Annotated in this window: 19 protein-coding genes; 10 read left to right on the top strand and 9 right to left on the bottom strand. The window is 45.6% G+C overall.

The features are described 5' to 3' along the window. Nucleotides 1–61 precede the first annotated feature (61 nt). Together ACHUFM_RS16975 and ACHUFM_RS16970 are read right to left on the bottom strand one after the other, a co-directional pair. Nucleotides 62–2572, bottom strand: coding sequence for a PAS-domain containing protein (locus ACHUFM_RS16975; protein WP_394183727.1), 2511 nt, complete (start codon nucleotides 2570–2572; stop codon nucleotides 62–64). Continuing rightward, nucleotides 2572–3306 carry a response regulator gene (locus tag ACHUFM_RS16970; protein ID WP_394183725.1) on the bottom strand — a complete coding sequence of 245 codons (735 nt, stop codon included), beginning with the start codon at nucleotides 3304–3306 and terminating at the stop codon, nucleotides 2572–2574. Before ACHUFM_RS16970 ends, ACHUFM_RS16975 begins: the two co-directional genes overlap by 1 nt. Nucleotides 3307–3426: 120 nt before the next feature. Here ACHUFM_RS16970 and ACHUFM_RS16965 point away from each other — a divergent pair, with 120 nt between their 5' ends. From ACHUFM_RS16965 to ACHUFM_RS16935, 7 genes are all read left to right on the top strand, one after another. After that, on the top strand, nucleotides 3427–3717 hold the full coding sequence (locus ACHUFM_RS16965; protein ID WP_394183780.1) for a 2Fe-2S iron-sulfur cluster-binding protein: 291 nt from the start codon (nucleotides 3427–3429) through the stop codon (nucleotides 3715–3717). Nucleotides 3718–3937: 220 nt separating this feature from the next. Continuing rightward, nucleotides 3938–5758 (top strand): ABC transporter permease, encoded by a 1821-nt coding sequence (locus tag ACHUFM_RS16960; protein WP_394183723.1) that lies wholly within the window; start codon nucleotides 3938–3940, stop codon nucleotides 5756–5758. 4 nt (nucleotides 5759–5762) lie between these two features. Next, nucleotides 5763–6941, top strand: a complete 1179-nt coding sequence (locus tag ACHUFM_RS16955) for an ABC transporter ATP-binding protein (RefSeq protein WP_394183721.1) — start codon at nucleotides 5763–5765, stop codon at nucleotides 6939–6941. Further along, nucleotides 6938–8044, top strand: coding sequence for an ABC transporter substrate-binding protein (locus ACHUFM_RS16950; RefSeq protein ID WP_394183719.1), 1107 nt, complete (start codon nucleotides 6938–6940; stop codon nucleotides 8042–8044). The genes ACHUFM_RS16955 and ACHUFM_RS16950 overlap by 4 nt, the downstream gene beginning before the upstream one ends. Before the next feature lie 95 nt (nucleotides 8045–8139). After that, nucleotides 8140–8949 (top strand): inositol monophosphatase family protein, encoded by an 810-nt coding sequence (locus ACHUFM_RS16945; RefSeq protein ID WP_394183717.1) that lies wholly within the window; start codon nucleotides 8140–8142, stop codon nucleotides 8947–8949. Next, complete coding sequence (locus ACHUFM_RS16940; RefSeq protein WP_394183715.1) at nucleotides 8946–9590, top strand: dual specificity protein phosphatase family protein; 645 nt, start codon at nucleotides 8946–8948, stop codon at nucleotides 9588–9590. The genes ACHUFM_RS16945 and ACHUFM_RS16940 overlap by 4 nt, the downstream gene beginning before the upstream one ends. Next, entirely contained in the window at nucleotides 9591–10601 is a 1011-nt protein-coding gene (locus ACHUFM_RS16935; protein ID WP_394183714.1) for a LacI family DNA-binding transcriptional regulator, read from the top strand. It abuts the gene before it with no gap. Nucleotides 10602–10648: 47 nt separating this feature from the next. Here ACHUFM_RS16935 and ACHUFM_RS16930 read toward each other — a convergent pair whose 3' ends face one another. Then, nucleotides 10649–11539 carry a LysR family transcriptional regulator gene (locus ACHUFM_RS16930; RefSeq protein WP_394183712.1) on the bottom strand — a complete coding sequence of 297 codons (891 nt, stop codon included), beginning with the start codon at nucleotides 11537–11539 and terminating at the stop codon, nucleotides 10649–10651. Between the two features lie 185 nt (nucleotides 11540–11724). On the opposite strand from ACHUFM_RS16930, the gene ACHUFM_RS16925 reads away from it, so the two are divergent. Both ACHUFM_RS16925 and ACHUFM_RS16920 read left to right on the top strand, forming a co-directional pair. After that, a complete protein-coding gene (locus ACHUFM_RS16925) occupies nucleotides 11725–12465 on the top strand; it encodes an SDR family oxidoreductase (protein ID WP_394183710.1) in 741 nt (246 codons plus the stop codon). Nucleotides 12466–12581: 116 nt separating this feature from the next. Continuing rightward, the gene (locus tag ACHUFM_RS16920) at nucleotides 12582–13001 is read left to right on the top strand and encodes a hypothetical protein (protein ID WP_394183708.1); all 420 of its coding nucleotides are present in this window, start codon (nucleotides 12582–12584) and stop codon (nucleotides 12999–13001) included. A 58-nt stretch (nucleotides 13002–13059) separates the two neighbouring features. Here ACHUFM_RS16920 and ACHUFM_RS16915 read toward each other — a convergent pair whose 3' ends face one another. Both ACHUFM_RS16915 and ACHUFM_RS16910 read right to left on the bottom strand, forming a co-directional pair. Continuing rightward, nucleotides 13060–14118 carry a methionine synthase gene (locus ACHUFM_RS16915; RefSeq protein WP_394183706.1) on the bottom strand — a complete coding sequence of 353 codons (1059 nt, stop codon included), beginning with the start codon at nucleotides 14116–14118 and terminating at the stop codon, nucleotides 13060–13062. 41 nt (nucleotides 14119–14159) lie between these two features. Next, nucleotides 14160–15128, bottom strand: coding sequence for a DUF1852 domain-containing protein (locus ACHUFM_RS16910; protein ID WP_394183704.1), 969 nt, complete (start codon nucleotides 15126–15128; stop codon nucleotides 14160–14162). 252 nt (nucleotides 15129–15380) lie between these two features. Between ACHUFM_RS16910 and hrpB the strand changes: the two genes are divergently transcribed. Continuing rightward, complete coding sequence (gene hrpB / locus ACHUFM_RS16905; protein ID WP_394183702.1) at nucleotides 15381–17915, top strand: ATP-dependent helicase HrpB; 2535 nt, start codon at nucleotides 15381–15383, stop codon at nucleotides 17913–17915. On the opposite strand, the gene ACHUFM_RS16900 is transcribed toward hrpB, so the two are convergent. The 4 genes from ACHUFM_RS16900 to ACHUFM_RS16885 all read right to left on the bottom strand — a co-directional run bounded on the left by ACHUFM_RS16900 (nucleotide 17901) and on the right by ACHUFM_RS16885 (nucleotide 22196). Beyond that, entirely contained in the window at nucleotides 17901–18911 is a 1011-nt protein-coding gene (locus ACHUFM_RS16900) for a phosphotransferase (RefSeq protein WP_394183700.1), read from the bottom strand. The genes hrpB and ACHUFM_RS16900 overlap by 15 nt on opposite strands. A 46-nt stretch (nucleotides 18912–18957) precedes the next feature. Further along, a complete protein-coding gene (locus ACHUFM_RS16895; protein WP_063334378.1) occupies nucleotides 18958–19176 on the bottom strand; it encodes a hypothetical protein in 219 nt (72 codons plus the stop codon). A 287-nt stretch (nucleotides 19177–19463) separates the two neighbouring features. After that, a complete protein-coding gene (locus ACHUFM_RS16890; protein ID WP_394183699.1) occupies nucleotides 19464–19787 on the bottom strand; it encodes a hypothetical protein in 324 nt (107 codons plus the stop codon). A gap of 132 nt (nucleotides 19788–19919) precedes the next feature. Then, a complete protein-coding gene (locus ACHUFM_RS16885) occupies nucleotides 19920–22196 on the bottom strand; it encodes an AAA family ATPase (RefSeq protein ID WP_394183697.1) in 2277 nt (758 codons plus the stop codon). Between the last annotated feature and the right edge of the window lie 512 nt (nucleotides 22197–22708).

Here is a 22708-nt window from a genome sequence, read left to right as displayed (position 1 = left end):
GAAGTGTAAAAACTAACGAATAATTTCAATTTTCATTTTTTATTGTAATATTTGTAATATTTCAGCGACTGATCTGGATAATTTTCTCTAACTGCTTGATTGTAAAGGGCTTAGAAATAAACAAATCATTACTTTTTAGGTGATATTTTTGTTCTAACTCATCTTTTGGCAAACCAGACATTAATAAAATATCCCCTTGGAAAGCGCACTCCTGCTCTTTGATGTGATGCGCTAACTCAACACCATTCATCGCACCCGATAAGTTTACGTCCGACACGATAGCCTCTGGCAAAATCGCCTTCTGTAACGCCATTAGCACGGTTTCAGCGCAATCAAACGTTTGCACGATGAGCCCCATTTTTTCCAATTGCTCGCGCATCACTCGACACACTTCTTCATCATCTTCCACTAGCCAAACTAAACTCTGTTCTAGCAGATGGATTCTTGCCAACTGCGGCTCTATGGTTTGATCAGCAATCGCCACAGGCTGTATTTGTTGTGGTAGAAATAAACACACTCGAGTCCACTTACCAGGTTCCGAGGTGACTTTAATTTCACCACCGCTTTGCTTTACGAAGCCATAAATCATACTCAAACCTAAACCACTGCCCTTGCCCACCGGCTTAGTGGTAAAAAAGGGTTCAAAGATACGACCTATTACTTCTTCGGAAATCCCCTCGCCCGAGTCTTCGACACGAATACGGATAGCAGGCGTATCGCTGTCTGGCAAAGTGCAGGTTTTGGTCGAAAAAGCCAAACGCCCACCGTCCGGCATAGCACTGGCACTGTTTAAAGCCAGATTTAAAAGTGCATTTTCAAGTTGCGATGGGTCTATCAAACTAACCACATTTGGGCATTGCAAATCGCTGTCAATCTGGATATGAGACCCAACACTGTATTCCACTAAATCCAACATACCTTCAATCAAATCATCTACAGCAATCAACACAGGAAAGAGCTGCTGACGCCGACTGAATGCCAATAATCGCTGCACCAAGTTACTGCTTTTCTCCGCTACCACCAAGGCTCTGTCTATGTACCTTGCCTGATCAGCTGATTGTGGTTGAGAATCGGACAACATTTGCAGATTGCCCATGATCGCCGCCAGAAGATTGTTAAAATCATGGGCTACGCCACCAGTTAATTGACCAAGCATCTCCATCTTTTGAGCCTGTCTTAATTGGCTTTCCACACTTTTACGCTCCGTTAGATCCGTATACAAGGTCACAAAACCACCTTCCGGCATAGGCTTAGAGCGAAATTCAATAATCTTGCCGGAATCAAAATGACGCTCAAAACTTTGCACTTTAAGATGACGAGACAGGTTTACCTCATCCATGTGTACTTGCTGGTTTTCTAAATTAAGGTTTTTATGCTCTCCTCGGTTAATCAGGTTTTGTACATCATTAATCGGCATTCCGATGTGCAAATCATCATCGGATAAATCAAATAACTTTTGATAGCCTAGGTTCCAAGCCACCAGCTGACCTTTGGCTGAGAACACACTCAAACCATCATTCATATTGTCAAAAATGGTTTCGAGCAAATGCTTCTGTTCTGACAGTTCCGCGGTCACCTCAATGCGTCGTAAAGCATCTTGGCGAAACACATCAAAGGTGTCTGCCAAGGTGCCAATCTCATCATTACGACGAATCAAAGCTCGCTCAGAATCTACTTTTCCTAAAGACAATTGCTCCATATTGTTGGTCACCACACCTAAGTCTTTGGTCATACGCTGGCTGTACCAATAAAGTCGTGCCAGACCTAACAATAAAAACAATGAAATACCCATGATCCAAATTTGCCCTGTGGCCACAAAAGACGAGACCTCCTGACGCTGGCGACTCACTTTTTTCTGTAACCCCCCCACAAAGTCACTCACTTGCTGACTCAATTGTTCGGACTTCGCCCGTATGGCAATGAGCAAATAATTCTTTCTTTCTTGTATCTCATTTAAGCGCTGATGAGCCTGCAACAAATCCTGTGCAATACGAGTCACATCAGCACCCTGCTGGGACAGTTTTAAGGTATTGGCAATACGCTCAGGTAACAAACTAGGGGCTTCTAATAATTGCAATAACCAAGTTAATCCCTGTTGATTGGAGATATCGACTGTGTTGGTAGAGGGCAATAGCTGACGAATGCGAAATTGTTGTGCTAAGCCATCTTCTCGCAAGTACAACTCTTCTCGGACCAACACCACCAACTCCTCTAGGGTTGCCTGCAAGTCATCCAAACGCTTGTCTATGTCCACCTGAAACTCTGAGTTCATTAAGCTATCGGCGACGCCACGTAACTCAAGAATGCGACGGTGGATTCGCTCAGATTCCGTTTGCAGTTGAAAAGGACGTCCAGAACCGGCGGTATAAGGCGCAATCGCGGCCAGCTGCGCCACGCCTTCCGCTAAGGTGAGCGAGGTGCTGATTTCAGGGAGCGTTTCAGATTCGAATTCAGACAAAGTAGCTTCACTGACTCGCATAGATTGCCAGCCAATGCCAACCATGAAAAAGGCCACCACACTGATGGCCAACATAGACAGAGAGGCTTTTTGACGAATACTGACAAAACGCATCAGCTCACTCGCACTGGGCCTTGAAAGAAATACCCAAGACCACGTTGTGTTTTAATGAATTCAGGGGTTTTCGGATTGGATTCGATTTTACGTCTGAGGCGCAAAATCAACACATCGACGGTACGATCAAACACTTCCGTTTCTAATCCTCGACTTTGTTCAATCAATTGCTCACGAGTGAAAATTCGATCTGGGTGACGTGCCAGCACTTCCAACAAAGAAAATTCCCCCAACGTCAAAGTGACCAATTTGCCCTCTTGATCTTGCAACAAACGCGCGGTGAGATCCAATACCCATGAACCAAAACGCAAACATTCGTGATCTTGATTAACCGCATGAACGTCGGCGGGAGGCGCTTGAAACGAACGGCGCAATAAAGCATGAATACGAGCGGTCAACTCACGCAAGTTGAAGGGCTTCATCATGTAATCATCCGCGGCCAGCTCTAACCCCAGAATCCGATCGGTTTCATCTCCCTTCCCAGTAAGCATCATGATGGGCATGACAAATCGCTCTCGAACCTCACGCGCTAAACTCAACCCATCTTCTTCTTTCAAGTACAAGTCCATTAACACCAAGTCCACAGCTTCCGCTTCTAGATGCGCCCACATTTGACGACCATCTTCGGCCTCTCTCACTTGATAGCCTTTCTGTGATAACGCATCACACAATAGCTGACGAATATCTTGGTCATCATCAACCACCAATAAGGTTTTTTTACTTGGCTCTGTCATTGTATTGATTAGGATCCGTTGTCATTATTATTCGATGCACAATCGCCTCATGGCACTGCAGCATTTTTATCATGTTAAAGTTAATAGAAGATTAACAGAAGGAAAAGCATCTTGCCCCAGATGAAACGCATTCAGCTCAGTTTTTTGCATCCTCCTCGCTACCTAGAGTGTGCTTTAGAAGACACAATTCTCACAACCTTATTGGCTCAACAAGTCCCCATTAGACACGCCTGTGATAATGGCGTCTGTGGTATTTGCTTAACGAAGTTATTAGCCGGAGAGATAGACTATGGCGCAAAAATACCTCGAGGTCTCACTACACAAGAGCAGGCCAAGGGTTACTTTTTACCCTGCATTGCCATCTGTAAAACGGACATTTGCATTGCACAACCTAAGGTTAGGATACGCTAACAGACTGATCTAGCCGCTTCCACTCGTTCACCTCTTCTCTTGTTCTTCCCTCTCATATTTTGATCTATCATGGCTTGAACAAGCCGGCTTTGTCTTTTCCTATCAGGCCACTGACAAACTTTTTTATATTTTTTTGCACATGGTTGCAAAATGTCATCTTTCTGACATAGAAGGTCTCTATCTTAGGTTTCAACATTCGTTTTTTGAACTTGAGGATAACATGACCGAGATGTCCCATTCGACCCATTTATCACCGCTACAAAAGTGGCGACATCGGCTTGTGATCGCAAAATGTGACCCGACTTTACTTATGGGTCTAGGGCTATTATTTATCTTCGCATGGTTAATTGCAGTCCCTATCATCAATGTTTTATTTGAAGTCTTTACTGTTCAAACAGGTGATGAAATGCGCACTGGCGGCGACGCAGGTCAAGTGACAAGCTACTACCTAGAGCGCGTCTTTGCATCCCGAATGTCCTCAATTATTTTCTGGAAGCCCCTATGGAACACCTTACTGGTTTCCATTACCTCTATGCTGCTTTCCATGGTCATTGGTTCTATTTTGGCTTGGCTGCTTGTTCGGACAAATCTCATGGGGCGTCGCTGGTTATCAACCGCCTTGATTGTTCCTTTTATGCTCCCTGCTTGGACCTTTGCTTTGGCTTGGACCACGTTATTCAAAAACGCCACCATTGGAGGTCAACCAGGTTGGGCCGAAGCCATGGGCTATCAGCTACCAGACTGGGTGTCCTATGGTGCTTTTCCAACCATCGTCATTATGACGCTCAACTACATTCCGTTCGTTATCCTGTTAGTCGGCAATGCCTTAAGACGCCTAGACAGCCAATTAGAAGAAGCCGGACAAATGCTCGGAGCCAGTCGAGGAAGAGTGGCCCTATCGATTGTTTTCCCCTTAATGCGTCCGGCACTGATGTCATCGGCCTTATTAATTTTTGCCGACGCAATTGGTGAATTCTCCGTACCCTACGTTCTTGGTCTACCAGTACAATTTGAAACCCTCGCCACCTCACTGTACCGCGCCATAGGCACACAACAAAATGGGGTCGCGGCGGTGTTTGCTGGCGTCATTTTAGTGGTCGGCATTGCGACCTTAGCACTGGATACTTGGATGATGCGCGAAGCCAGACGCTTTGCCATTATCGGCTCCAAAGGAGCCATGGAGCGTCGACAGTCACTTGGTTGGTTACAATGGCCTGCCAGCATATTGGCATTAATCATGGTTTTTATTGGTGTCATTGCCCCGCTAGGAGCACTGGCATTATCCACTGTCATGCATTTGCCAGGTCGCTTCGATTTATCAAACTTCACTCTTGATTATTGGATTGGCACCAATCTAGATACAGTGGCATTACGCAATGGCATTTTATTGTCCTCGGAGTTTTGGAACGCCGCTTGGAGTTCCATCAGCATTGTCGGCAGTGCGTCAATATGCGCTGGAATATTAGGACTTTTAACCGGATACATTGTGCTACGCTCACCGCTAAAATTCGTCTCCGTATCATTGCGCCAAATTACGTTCTTCCCCTATTTGGTGCCTGGAATTGCCTTTGCGGCGGCGTTTTTAACTCTGTTCGCCGTACCACATGGCCCTATTCCAGCCTTGTATGGCACACCAATGATCCTTTTCCTTGCCCTCATTGCTGACCAAATGCCCTTTGCTAGTCGAGCAGGCATTTCCGCCATGACACAACTTGGCAGTGATGTGGAAGACAGTGCACGTGTCGCTGGCGCAGGCTGGTTACGACGCATGTTTTCTATTATCTTGCCCATTCAACGCAATGCCCTAGTGACAGCCGTTTTAATGCCTTTCATCTCTGGTATTAAAGGGGTCAGCCTGTTCATTATCCTCGCCGTACCGGCGACCGACGTACTCACGACGTTCTCAATCCGTCTTATTGATTTCAACTACACCCAAGCCGCTAATGCTGTCGTTTTGATGATTGCCTTGATTGCCCTATTCGGCACCATACTCATCAACCGCCTCACTGGGACAGGCTTAGCTCAAGGTCTGGAGAGCTAATACTATGTCAAATATTACCTTAAACAATATTTCCAAATGCTATAGCAAGGGTCATCCACCTGCAGTCGATCAGGTGTCAATGGAGATTCAGGATGGCGCGTTTATGTGTGTACTGGGGCCTTCTGGCTGTGGCAAATCCACCATTCTGCGCATGATCGCAGGGTTAGAACACTTAACGGATGGCGAGATTATGGCCGACGGAAGAGTGCTTGATAACGTCGCGAAAGGCCTCTTTGTTCCGGCGGAAAAACGCCATATTGGTTTGGTTTTCCAATCCTATGCCTTGTGGCCTCACATGACCGTCGCACGTAATATTGAATTTGGTCTGCGTTTAAAAGGCTTACCGGCCAACGAGCGTAAAAAACTCGTTGCTGAGATGATCGTGATGCTCAAGATCGAAGGGCTAGAAAACCGCTACCCGGCGCAGCTTTCTGGCGGACAACAGCAACGTGTCGCCTTAGCACGAACCTTAGCCATGAATCCCGGCATCTTGTTGTTAGATGAGCCATTATCCAATCTCGATGCATCCCTTCGCCTATCCATGCGAGCTGAATTAACGCGCCTACACCAAGAGTTCGGCACGACCATTGTCTTCGTGACCCATGACCAATGGGAAGCCATGACATTGGCAACACAAATCGCTGTCATGAACAAAGGTACACTCCAGCAAATCGGCACACCAAATGATATTTACGAACGCCCCGCGAATCGTTTTGTGGCGGAATTTATTGGTAATCCGCCCATTAATATGATCTCAGCGGAAACAAAATCTGCACAGCAATTAATGCACCAAGCCGGCTTTTCCACTTCGGTCAGTAAAGGAACACAACTTGGCTTACGCCCAGAAGGTTTACTGTTAAGCCAAGAAGCTTCGCCATCCTGCGTGCCTGTCACAATAAACGACATTTTGCCGACGGGTGGTGCTTGGATTATTGAACTAACCATCATCCAAGAGAAAAACAGTCACTCGCCTATCAATCTGGTTCACACCACCCAAACGCCACCAGCTTGGCAACGGGGTGATCGAGCCAATTTGCAAGTTGCCCGTCACGCCATGCATTTATTCAATGCAGACGGTCATCGCCAACCCTTTTCCATAATCCCTAAGGCTGCGATCTTCCGCACTTCTGCAGACGTGGTTTCGCCTGATTTTAATCAATCCAAAATTGAGGACATCTCATGATTCGTAACATCCCTAGCTTATTACTAGTCAGCACGCTTGCTTCGACATCAGCCTTCGCGGAAGATTTCGATCTTAATGCCTTAATCAAAGCAGCCCAGTCGGAACCAGCCCTTTCTGTCTACGACTCGACGGGTAAAATCAAAAAACAAGCCAAAGCCTTTGCCCAAAAATACGGCATTGAAACCACTGGTACTAAAATCAAAGCAGGCGCTAACATCAAGATGGTGCTCAGTGAAACTAAAGCCAATAACGTCAAATCCGACGTGGTCATTATTTCGGATGTACCCGCGGCCTCCGCACAATTATTGTCAACCGGCTATACCTACAGCTATTTACCCGAAGACATGAAAAATAAGATACCAGCACAATTCAGCAATCCATTAGTGGTATCAAACTCACCTGTAGTGTGGTCTTACAATACGGCACTGAATGACAGCTGTCCGGTCGATAATATTTGGGCTCTGACCGACCCTAAATGGAAAGGTCATGTCACCATGCCAGACCCTCTTAACAAATCTATGTACACCGATTTCTTCAACCAATTTGCTATGCACCATGACAAGGTGATTGCCGACGCTTATCAAGCTCACTATGGCAAACCCCTAAAAACGGATCTGGATAGTGCCACAGCAGCCTTTGTGGTGGCCCTCGCAAAAAATCAACCTTTGCTGACCAACTCAGATGGTGATGTCGCCTCTGCAGTAGGCGCACCAGATACCAAAGAAAACTTCATTGGCATCATGTCTTCAGCGAAATACCGTGAAAACAAAAATGGCATGAAATTGGGCATCTGCGCGTCAATGAAACCCATGGTTGGCCTGCTTTACCCTAAATTTATGATGATCACCAAAGGCACAGATAGCCCTAATGCCGCTAAGTTATTTGTGCATTACATGTTGACCAGCGAAGGCTTTCATCCTCAAGCCATTGACGGCAAGATCTCAACCAATATGGATAACCAGATACCTTCTGTCGAGCCTTCTGGTGTGGCGGCATACCTTGATCAACTGATGAAATACAACCCAGCAACCGCACAGAATGACTGGGAGAACCGCCAAGACTGGCAAGACCTTTGGGCGCTGGCCCGTGCCGGACAACTGTAAACACTTTTGAAATACCATGAACACCCGTTCATCTAGCATCACCGGTAAGACACAGGCCAATGAATGAGCCTGTGTCAACGTTATAAAGGATTACCTTGAACACATTTAATGATATTGAACCACGTGCCAACTTCCTAAACACATTAATTAAAAAAGCCTCCGCGCGCGCGCTGGAGGGCTACTTAAACAGAGAAGCAGGCTCCTATGATTTAAAAGGCCCACAAGATTTTCTGACCGAAACAGACTTAGCCGTAGAGACCATGATCCGAGATGAAATATCTCGCCATTTTCCTGAGGATGCCATTTTAGGAGAAGAAGGCGGCGGAACGCCTGAGTCAGCTACCTGGATCATAGATCCCATTGATGGCACCGCGAACTTTGCTCGTGGCATCCCTCATTTTTGCGTCATTATTTGTTTTTGCATCGATGGCAAAGCTCAACTAGCAGCCATAGCCCAACCCGTCTCACAGGAATTGTACTTTGCTCAGCGCGGTAGAGGCGTCACCAAAAACAACCAACCCATTAGTGTCGCTACAACATCAGACATGACCCAAGCCCATGTTGAGCTTGGCTGGTCGCAAAGAGCCACAACGCAAGCCTACTTAACGGCTCAAGACGACTTACTCAAGCAAGGCGCCAGCATTCGCCGAGGCGGTTCAGGCGGCTTAGGGTTAGCTTGGGTTGCAGAGGGTCGCACCGACGCCTATCTAGAAATCTCGATGAACAGTTGGGACTGTATTGCTGGCATGTTGATGGTCGAAGAAGCTGGCGGGCAAGTCGGCACTTGGCCAAACAGCTTACCTGATCTATTAGAAACAGGCCCTGTACTCGCTTCGGCCCCCGCCATTGCAACATGCGTTTGCCAAGTTAATTTCCCAAATTTAGCCCTAAAGGAACCATCATGAGTCAATCAAATGTCACCGATATGAAACAAATCTTCCGAGAAGCTGAAGCAAAGCGTGCCCCTCTTCATCTGATCCATAAAAATTTTCTTGGTCGCAACATCGATCTTTACATTGGGAATAAGCAGGCCGCTTCTGATCCGGAATTACTAAACCAACATGGCATAGGTACGGTTTTTAACTGTGCTGTCAATCTCGACATTAATCTGGTCACCATGCAAGATCCGTTGAGCCAAGCCTTAGCCTTTGGCTGGTCACCTGTGCGTTACTACAAACTGGGCATAGTAGATGGCCCAGGAAACCCTCATCCTATGATGCTGGCTGGCTATTATCAGCTGCGCAGTTTGATCGACCAAGAATTACCAAATAAACCAAGTTACCCTTGGAAAGAAACTGGTAACATACTCATCAACTGTCGTGGTGGCCGCAGTCGCTCGGTGACATTAACGGCACTTTTGCTACATTTAGATGAGCCTGAAACTTACCCTAGCTTAGAAGACGCCATCAATCACATACGCGAAGCCAGACAATTGATCAAAGAAGAATGGCCTGAGGCGCCTAAGCAAATACTGGTCGATGCCGCCCATTGGGCTGCGGAACAAGTAAAACGTTTACAACCCTATTTGCCCAAAGAGAAAGTGTAAATGCCAAAAAACAAAGGACCTGAAAAGAACAAAGCAACGTCGGCCGCCGAAGTTGCTCGTTTGGCAGGCGTATCTCGTTCAGCCGTTTCTCGAACCTTTACTGACGGCGCCAGTGTCTCGGCCAAAACCCGAGAAAGAGTGCTGGCGGCCGCAGCCGAACTCAATTATCACGTTAATCATTTAGCCCGTAGTATTTCGAAAGAACAAAGCCGACCGGTTTGCCTACTGGCGGCCAATTTAGACAAGCCCTATCACAATCTATTGTTAGACGCCCTCACCAAGCAACTACAACAAGATGGTCGTATGGTGATGGTAATCAATGCCAGTTCGGATCCCAGCAGTGCCGATGATGCCATGCGTCGCGCTCTGCATTATCGAGCATCAGCCAGTGTGGTTATGTCGGGAACCCCACCACCAGAACTGGTTCAAACCTGTGTCGACTCAGGCCAAAAAGTCATCATGATCAACTGTAATGATGAAGTCGAAAACGCCCACCACATTCAAATCGACTATGCCGATGCCATGCAACAAGCCGTTACTCTGTTCCAACAAGCAGGTTGCCAAACGCTTTCCCTGGTTAGCTCGAACAAGGGCACGCCTAGTCTGTTAGCTCGAGAACACTTTTTTATTAGCGCGGCTCAGGCCAAAGGATTCGAAGTGACGGTCTGGCGAGGAGATAACACCAACTACGAAGATGGACAACAGGCGGCCCAAGCCTTATTGCCCAACCACCAGCCTAACCATGCCTATTTTTGCATTACCGATTTAGTCGCATGCGGCTTTATGGATACCGCCCGACATCCGTTCAATCTTTCGATCCCAGATGACATTAGCATTCTTGGCTTTGACGATATTCCTCAATCCGCCTGGCAGGCTTATCAACTCACCACCTTTGCTCAGCCTTATCAAGGCATTGCTCACCGAGTCAGCGATATTTTGGGCGAACGTGAAGACGCCGATTTAACCTCACGATTGGCCGCCATCCCAAAGCGACGTAACAGTATTCGCTAAACGAAAACAAACAAAGGAAGCAATCTTAATAACGCACGACCTCTCCCCTAATCGCCTACGCGAAACTGCTCGGTTAACCAGTCTATGAACACTCTGACTCGCAATGACACCTGTTGATTCTGTGGGTAGAGTACCGACACGGGCATGTTAGGAGGTGGGAATTCGCTCAAGACTGGCTTGAGCACCCCGCGTTTTAATTCTTCTTCGATACGATAACGCGGCACTTGAATCAAACCTAATCCACTCAACGCCGCACCGGTATACATATCCGCCCCATTGACGGTCACCATCGACGGCAATGTCACTTCCTTAATGTCCTGACCAAAAGTGAAATCTAAGGTCGTATCCAATCCAGTAGCAGACGATAGATAACCAATGACTCGGTGATGCTTAAGTGACGCCAATGTGGTTGGAACACCGTATTGTTTCAGATACTTAGGACTGGCAACGGTCATTTGCTCCATGTTCGCCAACGGCTTGGCAACCAATGATGAATCCTGTAATGGCCCAGCTCGTAAAACGCAATCTATGCCTTCTTTGACTAGGTCAACCAGCCGATCATCTTCTTCGATATGCAACGCAATATCTGGGTAACGAGCAACAAATTCGTCGATAACAGGCATCACAAAATGTTTTGCTAACGTTCCTTGTAAGTTAATCCGCAATAAGCCTTGTGGTTTGGTGTCTTTAAAGGCGGTATCGGCTTCCTCTAGATCCGCTAAAATGCGCAAACAACGTTGGTAATAGTGCTTGCCCTCTTGCGTCATACTGACTTGGCGCGTCGTACGCTCCAGTAACCGCACGCCAATCCGCTGCTCAAGTCGTTTCACTAAATTAGATACGGTTGCTCTGGGGATGTGTAGGTCTTCGGCGGCTTGTGAAAAGCTACCACACTGGGCAATACGGACAAACACATGCATTTCTTGAAAGCGATCCATAAGGCACTCTTACTTAAAAAAATCAGTGATCAAAAATGAGAGAGAAACGCGCTGACATAAAGCTTGTTATGGCAACTATTGTTGTCGCAAATGGAATTATCTTATCAAATATAGGCAGATTATCTTTAAAATCAAACCAACTATTCTTGCTCTCATTGGTTTTCACATCACTGAGAGGGTAAAAAATGTCGACATCACATCAGAAAATTGCATTGATAACAGGTGCATCACGAGGCATTGGGGCCAGCATTGCTCGACGACTCGCAGCCGACGGTTTCGCCGTCGCCATTAACTATTCATCTAACTCTCAAGCCGCAGACAAACTGGTTGAAGAGTTAGCCTCTAAAGGACAAACGGCGTTCGCCGTCAAAGCAAATGTGGCCCATTCTGCTGACGTGAATACCATGTTTGATCAGGTTGAACGTCGCCTTGGTACCATTGACGTTGTAGTGAATAACGCTGGCATTCTGAACACCTTACCTCTAATGGAAACCTCAGACGAATTGTATGAACGCTACTTTGCCATTAATACACAAGGTGTTTTCAATACTCTACGAGAAGCAGGAACACGCCTAAACAGCGGCGGCCGAATCATCAATCTATCCAGCACCACTCTGGCTTTAAATATGGTGGGCTATTCCATTTACAATGGTACAAAGGCCGCGATTGAAGCCTTCACTAAAGTATTTTCTAAAGAGCTAAGAGGACGTCAAATCACCGTCAATGCGGTGGCACCTGGCCCAATCGCTACCGATTTGTTCTTAACTGGAAAGACTCAAGAGATGATTCAAAGCTTTGCCAAAATGCCGCCGTTGGAACGACTTGGCCAGCCAAACGACATTGCTCAAATCGTTTCATTCTTGGCCAGTCAGGAAAGTGGTTGGATCAATGGACAAATACTTCGCGCTAACGGCGGGTTGGCCTAACTTTGATGAGGGTTTGTCAGAAATTAAGCTCAATAATGGTCATGTTGGGCGCTTCCCTCATGACCATCACTGGGTGTATCAGACCGATGGAAGCTGACGCAATAGGACAGCTGACCATGAGGCCTTCGGTAACCTATCTGCATTTACTGCGTCATACGCCATTTTTCACCGTACTGAACACCTCGCAACAGCAGTGGGTGATTAATCACTCAAAAGAATGGCAAGTTAACCAAGGTGGAGTGATCGCCACGGCATCAAGTGCAAAGGATTATTGGGTTCTATTGGATGGCACATGGCAACTCGAATGTGGCGAAAGGCGCTACCCAAGCAAACACAATGATCCCGCGAAATGGTTTCTCGCTAGTATGGTAATGCATGACTGTAAATTGGTCGCCACCGAAACCAGTTACGTCATGCGAATTACACAAGCGGACATGCAAACCATGCTTCATAAAGGTTTCGCATTTCAAATGCACCTAGACATAGGCCAGTCTTACTACCAACAGATCTTGCCATCCGATCATCGCCATGAGTAGCGGACTACCTTTCAAGCAGTCTCACCAGAGCTTATCAAAAAGCTAGTCCGCCTCTTTATTAGACCAATTTGTCTGAGTTTAAAAGCTCTCTTCGAACAATGTCGGCACCGGCGCTTAACGCCTTTAGCTTAGCCCTTGCTACGGAGCGAGATAACGGTGCCATGCCACAATTGGTACAAGGATAAAGTTTATCGGCATCGACAAACTGAAGAGCGTTTCGTAACGTATTGGCAACCTCTTCAGGGGTTTCAATGGTGTCGGTTGCCACATCAATGGCACCGACCATGACTTTTTTTCCGCGAATCAGTGCCAGTAAATCCATTGGTACATGTGAGTTATGACACTCCAATGAGATAATATCGATATTCGATTGCTGTAACTTAGGGAAAGCGTCTTCATATTGTCGCCACTCTGATCCTAACGTCTTCTTCCAGTCGGTATTGGCCTTAATGCCATAGCCATAACAAATGTGCACCGCCGTTTCGCATTTTAGCCCTTCAATGGCTCTTTCTAATGTCGCCACGCCCCATTCATTAACCTCATCAAAAAACACATTAAAGGCAGGCTCATCAAACTGAATAATATCAACACCAGCGGCCTCAAGCTCTTTGGCTTCTTGATTGAGGATTTTGGCAAATTCCCAAGCAAGTTTTTCACGGCTTTTATAATGATCATCATACAGTGTATCAATCATCGTCATCGGGCCTGGCAAGGCCCATTTAATCGGCTGTTTGGTTTGCTGACGTAAAAACTTAGCGTCATCAACAAAAACCGACTTTTGACGACTCACTGGTCCAACCACGGTCGGCACGCTGGCATCATAACGATCACGAATTCGAACCGTTTGACGTTTTTCAAAATCAACACCATTAAGGTGCTCTATGAAAGTGGTGACAAAATGTTGGCGCGTTTGCTCGCCGTCACTGACAATATCAATACCAGCCTGTTGCTGCTCTTGTAATGACACGCAAAGAGCGTCGAGCTTGCCCTCAATTAATGACTCATCTTGTAGCTTCCAAGGTGACCAAAGTGTCTCAGGTTCAGCTAACCAAGCTGGCTTTGGTAAGCTGCCAGCAGTGGACGTAGGGAGTAATTTTTTTTTAGTAACTGTGTTCATAATAAAGTCTGCCGTATTGTAGACGTACATTTAAAACCGGATTATTGAGCCAACCATTGGGCAAGTTCTGTTTGATAAGGTTTGATGAAGTGCTCCTCCGCAAACTTACCTTGTTCATTGGCTAATTGACTTCGTTCTTCTCGGTCATACACTATTTGAGTAACTGAATGGTCTGCGTTCTTCAGGTTCGGTTGATAGCATTTCCCCGCCACCGAATTCGCATTATAAATTTCAGGACGATAGATTTTTTGGAAAGTTTCCATGGTGCTAATAGTGCTGATCAGTTCAAGATGCGTGTAGTCATTCAGCAGATCACCAAAGAAATAAAAAGCCAAAGGAGCAACACTGTTTGGCGGCATGAAATAGCGCACCTGCAGACCCATCTGCTGGAAATACTGTTCCGTCAAGGAAGCCTCATTGGCTAAGTATTCCGTCCCCAAAATAGGATGCTGGTTATCCGTTTGACGATACACTTTGCTGTCCGACACGCTCAGGCAGATTACCGGTGGTTTATTAAAATGCGCCTTGTAATCACTTGAATTCACAAAACACTGAAAGAGCTTGCCATGCAGCTCACCAAAATTCTTCGGAATACTAAATTGGGGCTGATGCTTATTGTGCTCCAATAGCCAGACACTAAAGTCATAATCACGCACATAAGAGGAAAAATTATTGCCGACAATGCCTTGGATACGTTTATTCGTATGGTGATCAAGAATGGTCGTTTTCAGTATTTCAATCGCCGGAAAAGCGTGTCCATTATTGGCAATGTCCATATCAACCGAGACAATGTCTAACTCAACAGCATAACGATCGCCATTAGGATTATCCCAATGTGCTAACGCATTAAAGCGATTATTCACCATCTTTAACGCGTTACGTAAGTTCGCTTGACGGCGCTCACCTCTTGCTAAATTCGCAAAATTCGTCGTAACTCGAGTACTTTCAGAAGGCTGATAATGTTCATCGAGACATTCGCTGTTAATCGTAAAAATAATGTCTTTACTCATGGTGATCGAATCCTGTTTTGTATTTTGCTTAATGGCCTCATTAAGCATCCATTGCTATGTTGTTTAATCTCAGAACAAGACGCATCTTATACCGGCATAACAACTTGAGTAAAATTAATTAAATTTAGAAATGCGTGAAATATATTAATGAAAAAGATTTTCATTCTTTTGCTCAGAAGATGCCTTCGCCCCCCTAGCTGAAAAGCAACGTAAAAATCGCTATGATGTGGCCACCATTACAAAGGTTCTAACATGACATCTTCTTTACCCATTCACGCCATTCTGCCGGACTTATTGCAAACCTTAGCCGAGCAAGATCAAGCTATTTTGGAAGCGGCTCCCGGTGCTGGCAAAACCACAGTAGTACCGATTGCTTTAATGAATGAAACTTGGCGGAAAGGACGTAAAATCATCATGTTGGAGCCCCGTCGTTTGGCCGCGAAAGCCGCCGCCAAACGTCTAGCGGACAGCTTGCTAGAACCCCTTGGTAAACGCATTGGTTATCGTATCCGCCACGACACCAAAGAAAGCAAAGACACACAAGTTTTAGTGGTGACTGAAGGCGTTCTCACTCGCATGTTGCAGGACGATCCCTCTTTAAGTGACATTGCTCTGGTTATTTTCGACGAATTTCACGAAAGAAACCTCCACTCTGATCTGGCCTTTGCTTTGTGCCTGCAAACCCGCGAACTCTATCGTGATGAGGACCCTCTCAAGCTTCTGGTGATGTCTGCCACTTTAGACACCCCGCTTCTCGAACAACGCCTTGGCAGCTCAACCCTAAGCAGTGCTGGGCGCAGTTACCCAGTAGACGTGATATATGACAATAAAGCGCTGAAAATCGCAGAAGTCACTGATGAAATCAGCCGCTTAGTCCTACGCGCATACCACCAACAAATCGGCAATATTCTGGTGTTTCTGCCAGGGCAAAAAGAAATCCGCCAAGTTCATCAGAGTTTGCACAAAGAACTAAAAGACCAAGTCCATTTATCTATCTTGCCTTTATATGGAGATTTAAGCCTACAGGAGCAGGAAAAAGTCATTTCCCCGACCAATGAACCTGAACGCAAAATCGTCTTAGCCACGGCCATTGCACAAACCAGCTTAACCATTGAGGGCATACGTGTCGTGGTCGACAGCGGACTGAGCCGTGAAGCCAGATTTGATGCCAATACCGCCACCACCCGCTTGCACACTCGAAGAGCCACCCAAGCGGAAACCATTCAACGTGCCGGTCGTGCTGGGCGCACCCAAGCAGGGGTTTGTTATCGTTGGTGGAGCGAAGAGCAACAACATAGATTGGCGGCCCAAGCACAACCACAAATTGAATGCTTAGAACTCAGTTCCTTGACCTTAAATCTAGCCCAATGGGGCATTCAAGACAGGTTAGAACTCGACTGGATCACGCCACCGCCAGAAGGTCATTTCCAGCAATCGTTAGATACCTTGCGTCAATTACACGCCATTGAGGCAGAGGGGCTAACGCTCACCACCCACGGCGAACACATGAGTCAACTCAACCTAGAGCCGCGCTTGGCGCACCTGCTACTCTTAGCGAAACAATGGGGGCACAGCGACCTAGCTTGCCAAGCATGCGCATTACTTAGCGAAGGCGACCCTATGTCCAACGTAGGCAGCGACTTTACCATGCGTCTACAGTGGCTGACTCAGAGTGACACGAAGCTGACCGCTCACAAGCCAAAACATTTTTACCAACAATCAATTAAACAATGGCGTCATCGCTGCGCCTCAATAGACGTGCCTACTCGAACGAAAAACATCAGTGAAGAGGACGCATTAGGTTTGCTCTTGGCCGCGGCGTTTTTTGATCGCATCGCACAGCGCCAAGGCGACGCTAAAGGGAAGTCTGATCAAAAAGTACGCTACAAACTGGCCAATGGTCGTCTCGCCAGCTTAGACAAAACCGACAACAATGCGCAATCCGACTATCTGGTGGCGCTCGACATTGGCGGGCATCAAGGCCATGAAGAGGACCAAATTTACTTGTCTCAGCCTTTAAACTTAGCGGCTTTGGCTGAGCATCAGCCTTCCCTATTGCAGACGAAAAACCACCTTGCTTGGTCGAAAAAAGACGCTCGTTTGATCAGTGAACAACAAGTATGGATTGGCAAGCTCTGTGTGCAACGCCAAGCATCATCACAACTTCCTGCAGAGGCCGTCACCACCGCCGTTTGCCAATACATCAAACAAGCAGGACTGGCGGTGTTACCCTGGCACCAAGACTGTGATCAACTGAGAGCCAGAATCCACTTTGCCGCCCAACATGATCATCAAGCCGAGTGGCCAAACTTGAGCGATGAAGTATTATTGCAAACATTGCAGGAATGGCTCGCGCCCTATTTAGCGAACGTGACGACACAACATGCACTGGATAAGCTGGATCTCAAAAGCATTTTATTAAACACCTTAGACTGGCAACAACAAAACCGCCTCCAGAAGATGGTTCCAGAACGCCTCGCCGTGGCATCAGGCCATCAGCATAAAATTGATTATCAACAATCGCCTCCTAAGCTCAGCGTGAAGCTGCAAGAAGCCTTTGGCATGACACACACACCGCAAGTATTAGGACAAAACCTCACCTTAGAATTACTGTCCCCGGCCCAAAGGCCTTTGGCTGTGACACACGATCTGCCTTTCTTTTGGCAAAACGCTTACCCTGAGATAAAAAAGGAAATGCGCGGTCGTTATCCTAAGCACCCTTGGCCTGACGATCCTTTAGCAGCCCAAGCCACAGCCAAGACGAATCGCGCCTTACGAAGTTCGTAATGAGGCCAGAGCTCGTTCGGTCATCATTTGACTGAACGGCGTGTTCTTGATGTGATCTGGGCTCCAACCCAGAATAAAGCGATGAAAATCAGCCCACGCAAGCTCAAACAAAGATCGCCATTCCGCTTCAACCTTAGAGGCAAAATCGGGCGATTCACCTTGTGCAACTAAGCAGCGCGTTAACTCGGCAAAATAGTGCTCTAACAAAAAAGCGAAATGGTCTGCCAAACTGACTTCCTCCAAACAACTGCCAAGAAAATACGCCACATCTTGCACGCCAATTCCTTGCCCCGTGTATTGAAAATCTACCGCTGCCACGTCTGAACCTGACGCCGAAAAGCAAAAGTTCGCCACCTTAGCATCACCATGTATTACGGTCTGAAAATTCGCCTTTCTTAATGTTTCATCAATCACACTGGCCTGACGTTTTAACTCGCCTTCCGCCATGGCTTGCCATTCATCTGGGCGAGTTTCCAGATGCCAATAACTGCCTCGCGCCCACAACCCCTTATCGTCCACCCGTTCGTCATTGTTAGCCATTCCGGTTGAAATGAAAGCACTGTGAAAGCTCGCTAACCAATCCAAAACAGGCAAACAAGCGGACCAAGTCAGCTGACGATGACGATGGCTAAAACCCGATGCATCCAAGTCCTCTAGTAACAGCAAGATTTCAGTATCGGACTCTTGCACGGCATAACATTTCGCCACACGCACCGCGTCTAACAGGCGAGGCGCCCAATGGCGATACCACCTTGCTTCCACCTGATAAGAGGTTTGTTTACGTTGATGGGACAAGTCTGATAGCCAGCCTCGCGGATGCGCCATGACTTGATCTAAACGAATCGATTTCACAATCACCGAAGTAAGATTGTCCTGCGCCCCAGACACTTGGTAGCGCACAATCTCACCATAGCCGCTCCACAAGGATTGGATTACCTCAGCACGCACGACAGACTTAGCCGCCAAGCTGCGCTTAACAAATATTTCTGGGGACATAAAACGCCTCAAGCATCTATTTTACGCGGAGCAAACCAATAACCAATCAATCATCGTCCTGCATGGGAATCGAACTGGCACCAGAACAAAGTATAGACAGCCGTTGCGCAATACTCAGCCTTTCCGACTCAGTTAACGACACAGACGCATTATCGGGATGAAAAGCATATTCCTCCTTCACACCATCAAACTTAATCTTGCCAAGAATCAGACCTTGCTGACTGATGCAGTCCAAATCTTGCTGTGCCGGAAAGAACAAAACCATTCGCCGTACCCTACTCATTTTCCTCAAAGAGCCATGATATTAAAATCAGACACTCCCGTGATCAACCTATCCTTGTGAATAAGCTAGGGGTCACGAGAACGTAAGTTTAATAAGTTGAGAAGAAAACAGATCGAAAGAAGGTGAAAACAGAACGGCTTTCACCTGTCATTAAAGCCATTGTTCAGATTTAGAGAGATAGGGGTTCATAAGGCCGCCTACACGGGCCGAGCGAAGCGAAGTCCAGCCCGCGTTTTTTTGCGGGCGAAGTGCTTGACACTTGTTAAATTTTAGTCACGCCTTTTACCAATAACAACAGCTCCCCTAGTTATTGAGAAGCCAACATCACCAAGATAATTAGATTGAGATATTAGCTCTTTAGTTTTAGCAATTGATTGTTCAGATTGCCCCATCTGAATAGGAATTACATTTACTACATCATAACCTTCTGAGTCATAATCTTCGTACATTTTTCTTAATTGCTCAGAAAATTCATCGAAGTCCACGTATCTTTGAGAGTGGTGCTGCTCAGTCGTTTTCTTGAATATGCCTTTTTCGACATCGTATTTCCCTAATGAAGAATAAAACCAATTTGAAATAAACTTATTGCTCATTTTTACTCCTTGTAAATTTAACGCCGCCATAACGGTGAGAAACAGTTCGCTAAAATGTGTAGCGAAGCGGAACCGAGCCAACTGTTACGAATCCGACTTTATGGCCTTGTTATGTGCTGATTACGAATGTGTTTATCCAGCATAAATCACAGATAGCGACCTTTCTACAAAGCTTAAAAGCTCACCATCTGTAATTTGAACTTGGTCTGCCGCTGGATTAGTATCGTGATGAAACTGTCCGGCGTAACGATTTATCTCATTTAGTTCGTTAGTAATGTTTTGAGCATTAACTAAAGGACTTGGTGGTTGAGCATGACTTATCAAGTCAATAACTTGCCCAAACAAAACGCCGCCATTTATCAAGTTGGGAAAACGTCTATGTAGATACCCTTCAAGCATTGGCCGAATTGATCTAGCTATTTCCATACTGCTCTGAGCATTCCCAACTAAATATTCATCAAGCATGCGGTGGCATTTGAAATATGCACTTTCACATTCTTGATCAAGATTTATTACATCAAAGTCACTATAGCGATTAATGACTGATTTTAACTTTAAACATTTAATTTCGTTCGGGTTTCCTGTTCGCAACACATCATCACGAAGATTACGAAGAAAATGAACATCATGAGCAAGAACAATTATTTGCTTGCAGCTGTCATGCAACCTCTTCAAAACAGTACGTGTTTGCTGCTTTCTATTAAGGTCTAAGCTACACATTGGGTCATCTATTACAATAACCTTGTTGGCTAAATCAGGATCAGATTCAGCAGAGGCTATGAAGAAAGCAAAAGCTAATGTGCGTTTATCACCCTCACTCAGAGAAGTCTTAAAATCTGGTACACCACCACTTAAAGCAATGTTCGCACCGCGCATTTGCAATACATAATCACTTCTCAATCCACCCCGATAATTAAAATCAATATTCGGAATCAGAAATTGAGCACCAAAACCGCGCAAAAGCTCATTAATACGATCTTTATAGCTTTCTAGAGTTGCCTGCATGATTTGATTCAAAGCATCTTTTTTTGTTTGTTTTTCAGATTTTGCAGTTTCGTCCTGACTTTTTTCCAAAGCGAGCTGTGAAAATAAATCTACAACATCTTGCCTGTAACGTATTTTAGCCCACTCTAAATCACGGATTTGGTTTTGTAAATTCTCAATACTTAGAGCTGCCAAACTGTTTTTGTAGTTTGTTATAACAGCTGTAGCATTTGAAATTGAATTGTTACATGCAACAACAATCTCTATAACTTCCTGCCAGTTTCTAGCAACTTCATTTTTATTATCTTCAGAGCCAACAGCGTCGAGCAAATTAACTTCTTTGCTCTCTCTCAAAGCGTTTAACAGAGTTTCAATATTAGAAAGAGCATCTCTTGCGGAATTTTCATCGAATGTTGGAGGTATTACCTCAACATGCTCCTGCCAACCATCAATGACTGCACTGGCAGTTTCAAACCGTGACTTTAATCTGTCAATGATCTCATTAGAGCAGCTCGCGTTAATGAGGCCTGTCAACCGAGAAACATCCGACTTAAGCTGATTATAATCTTGATTAAAATAACTGCGATATGCTTGTATTAATTCGACACCATCGAGAGGTTGGTTGCAATACAAGCAATTACCTTCTTCACCGTATGCATGCCCATCACTTATCCATTTCTCTAAACGATTTTTGTTGTGAGTATTTAAGTGTTCTTTAACTTGCTTCTCTGCTGCTAGATCAATATTTTCGAGGGATGTACCCAAAATATTAAAAATATCATCCACATTAAGTGTCGGCAATGCTAACTGCTGAGGCAATGCCTTAGCTTGAATAAGACCTATATTTTGGGCTTCAACGATTTTGCCGTTAAGAGCGGATATTTGATCATCGGCATCTACAACTTCGGCGATTCTTTGAAATTGAGTTTGCGTCAAACCTCTATGCAGCACTTCTAATTGATTACCTGTTTCTCGTATAGAATTGGCTGCTGCTCTCGCATTATCATCTGCGAGATCATATTCTTGTTGCGCCACAACAGCATTTTCGCCAAGTGCAAATTGTAATAAGTTTTTTCGTTGGTCGGCTGTAACTTGTCCACCTGCATAAACATTTTGTTCAACGAAATCGGCATCAAATACTAAAAGCTCTGGGCGCTCAACATCCCAACTACCATTTTGAAAGGTAGAACGCTGCCCATTAGAAAATTGAAGAATTGCTTCTGGTTCGTTATTACCATCAATAGTTCGGCGGTTTAAGAGGAGTTCAGGTTTGTTCGTCGAACAAGAACGAAATAATGAAGCTAGTGTTGATTTACCTCGTCCATTATCTGCATAGATAAAGCTGGCTTTCTGTAGTCCATGAGCCCTTGCATCAGTATCATGTAAAAGCCCTATACCTTTTATTCTATGTATTCTTTCTAACATTTAAATCCCTTTCGCCATTCGTCAATTAAAGATGCCTGTGCTCCGAAGCACATAACATTTTAAATAATACCCATGTGCGTTTGTAATTTTGTATTGCGCGTTATTTCAGTAACAAGTGCTCTATCCGTTTGATAGTAGTACAGTATTTGGTCAGGTTAAAGGACAAAACGAGCTAGGCTAACAAAATAACCGAGTCTTGCAGTTAATGTGATTTAATAGAGGTTGCTGGACTAACCCCATCCCTTCCCCTTGAAGACATAAGGGGAAGGAACAAGATACTTGATTTGTCGACAAAACATCATATCGGATAGCTTGAGCCCATCTGACTTGTGCAGGTGACTAATACAGTAATTGATTGGGTAAAAGAACAAGATGGACTAGGCTAACAAAATAACCGCGTCTTGCAGTTAATCTGATTGGATAGAGGTTGCTGGACTAACCCCATCCCTTACCCTTGAAGACATAAGGGGAAGGAACAAGAGACTTGGTTTGTCGACAAAACATCATATCGG

Origin of the sequence: Marinomonas posidonica (assembly GCF_043643765.1) — a bacterium.
Classification (GTDB): domain Bacteria; phylum Pseudomonadota; class Gammaproteobacteria; order Pseudomonadales; family Marinomonadaceae; genus Marinomonas; species Marinomonas posidonica_A.
The sequence above is the reverse complement of the archived record's forward strand: the minus strand, read 5'-3'. Positions and strand labels throughout refer to the sequence as shown.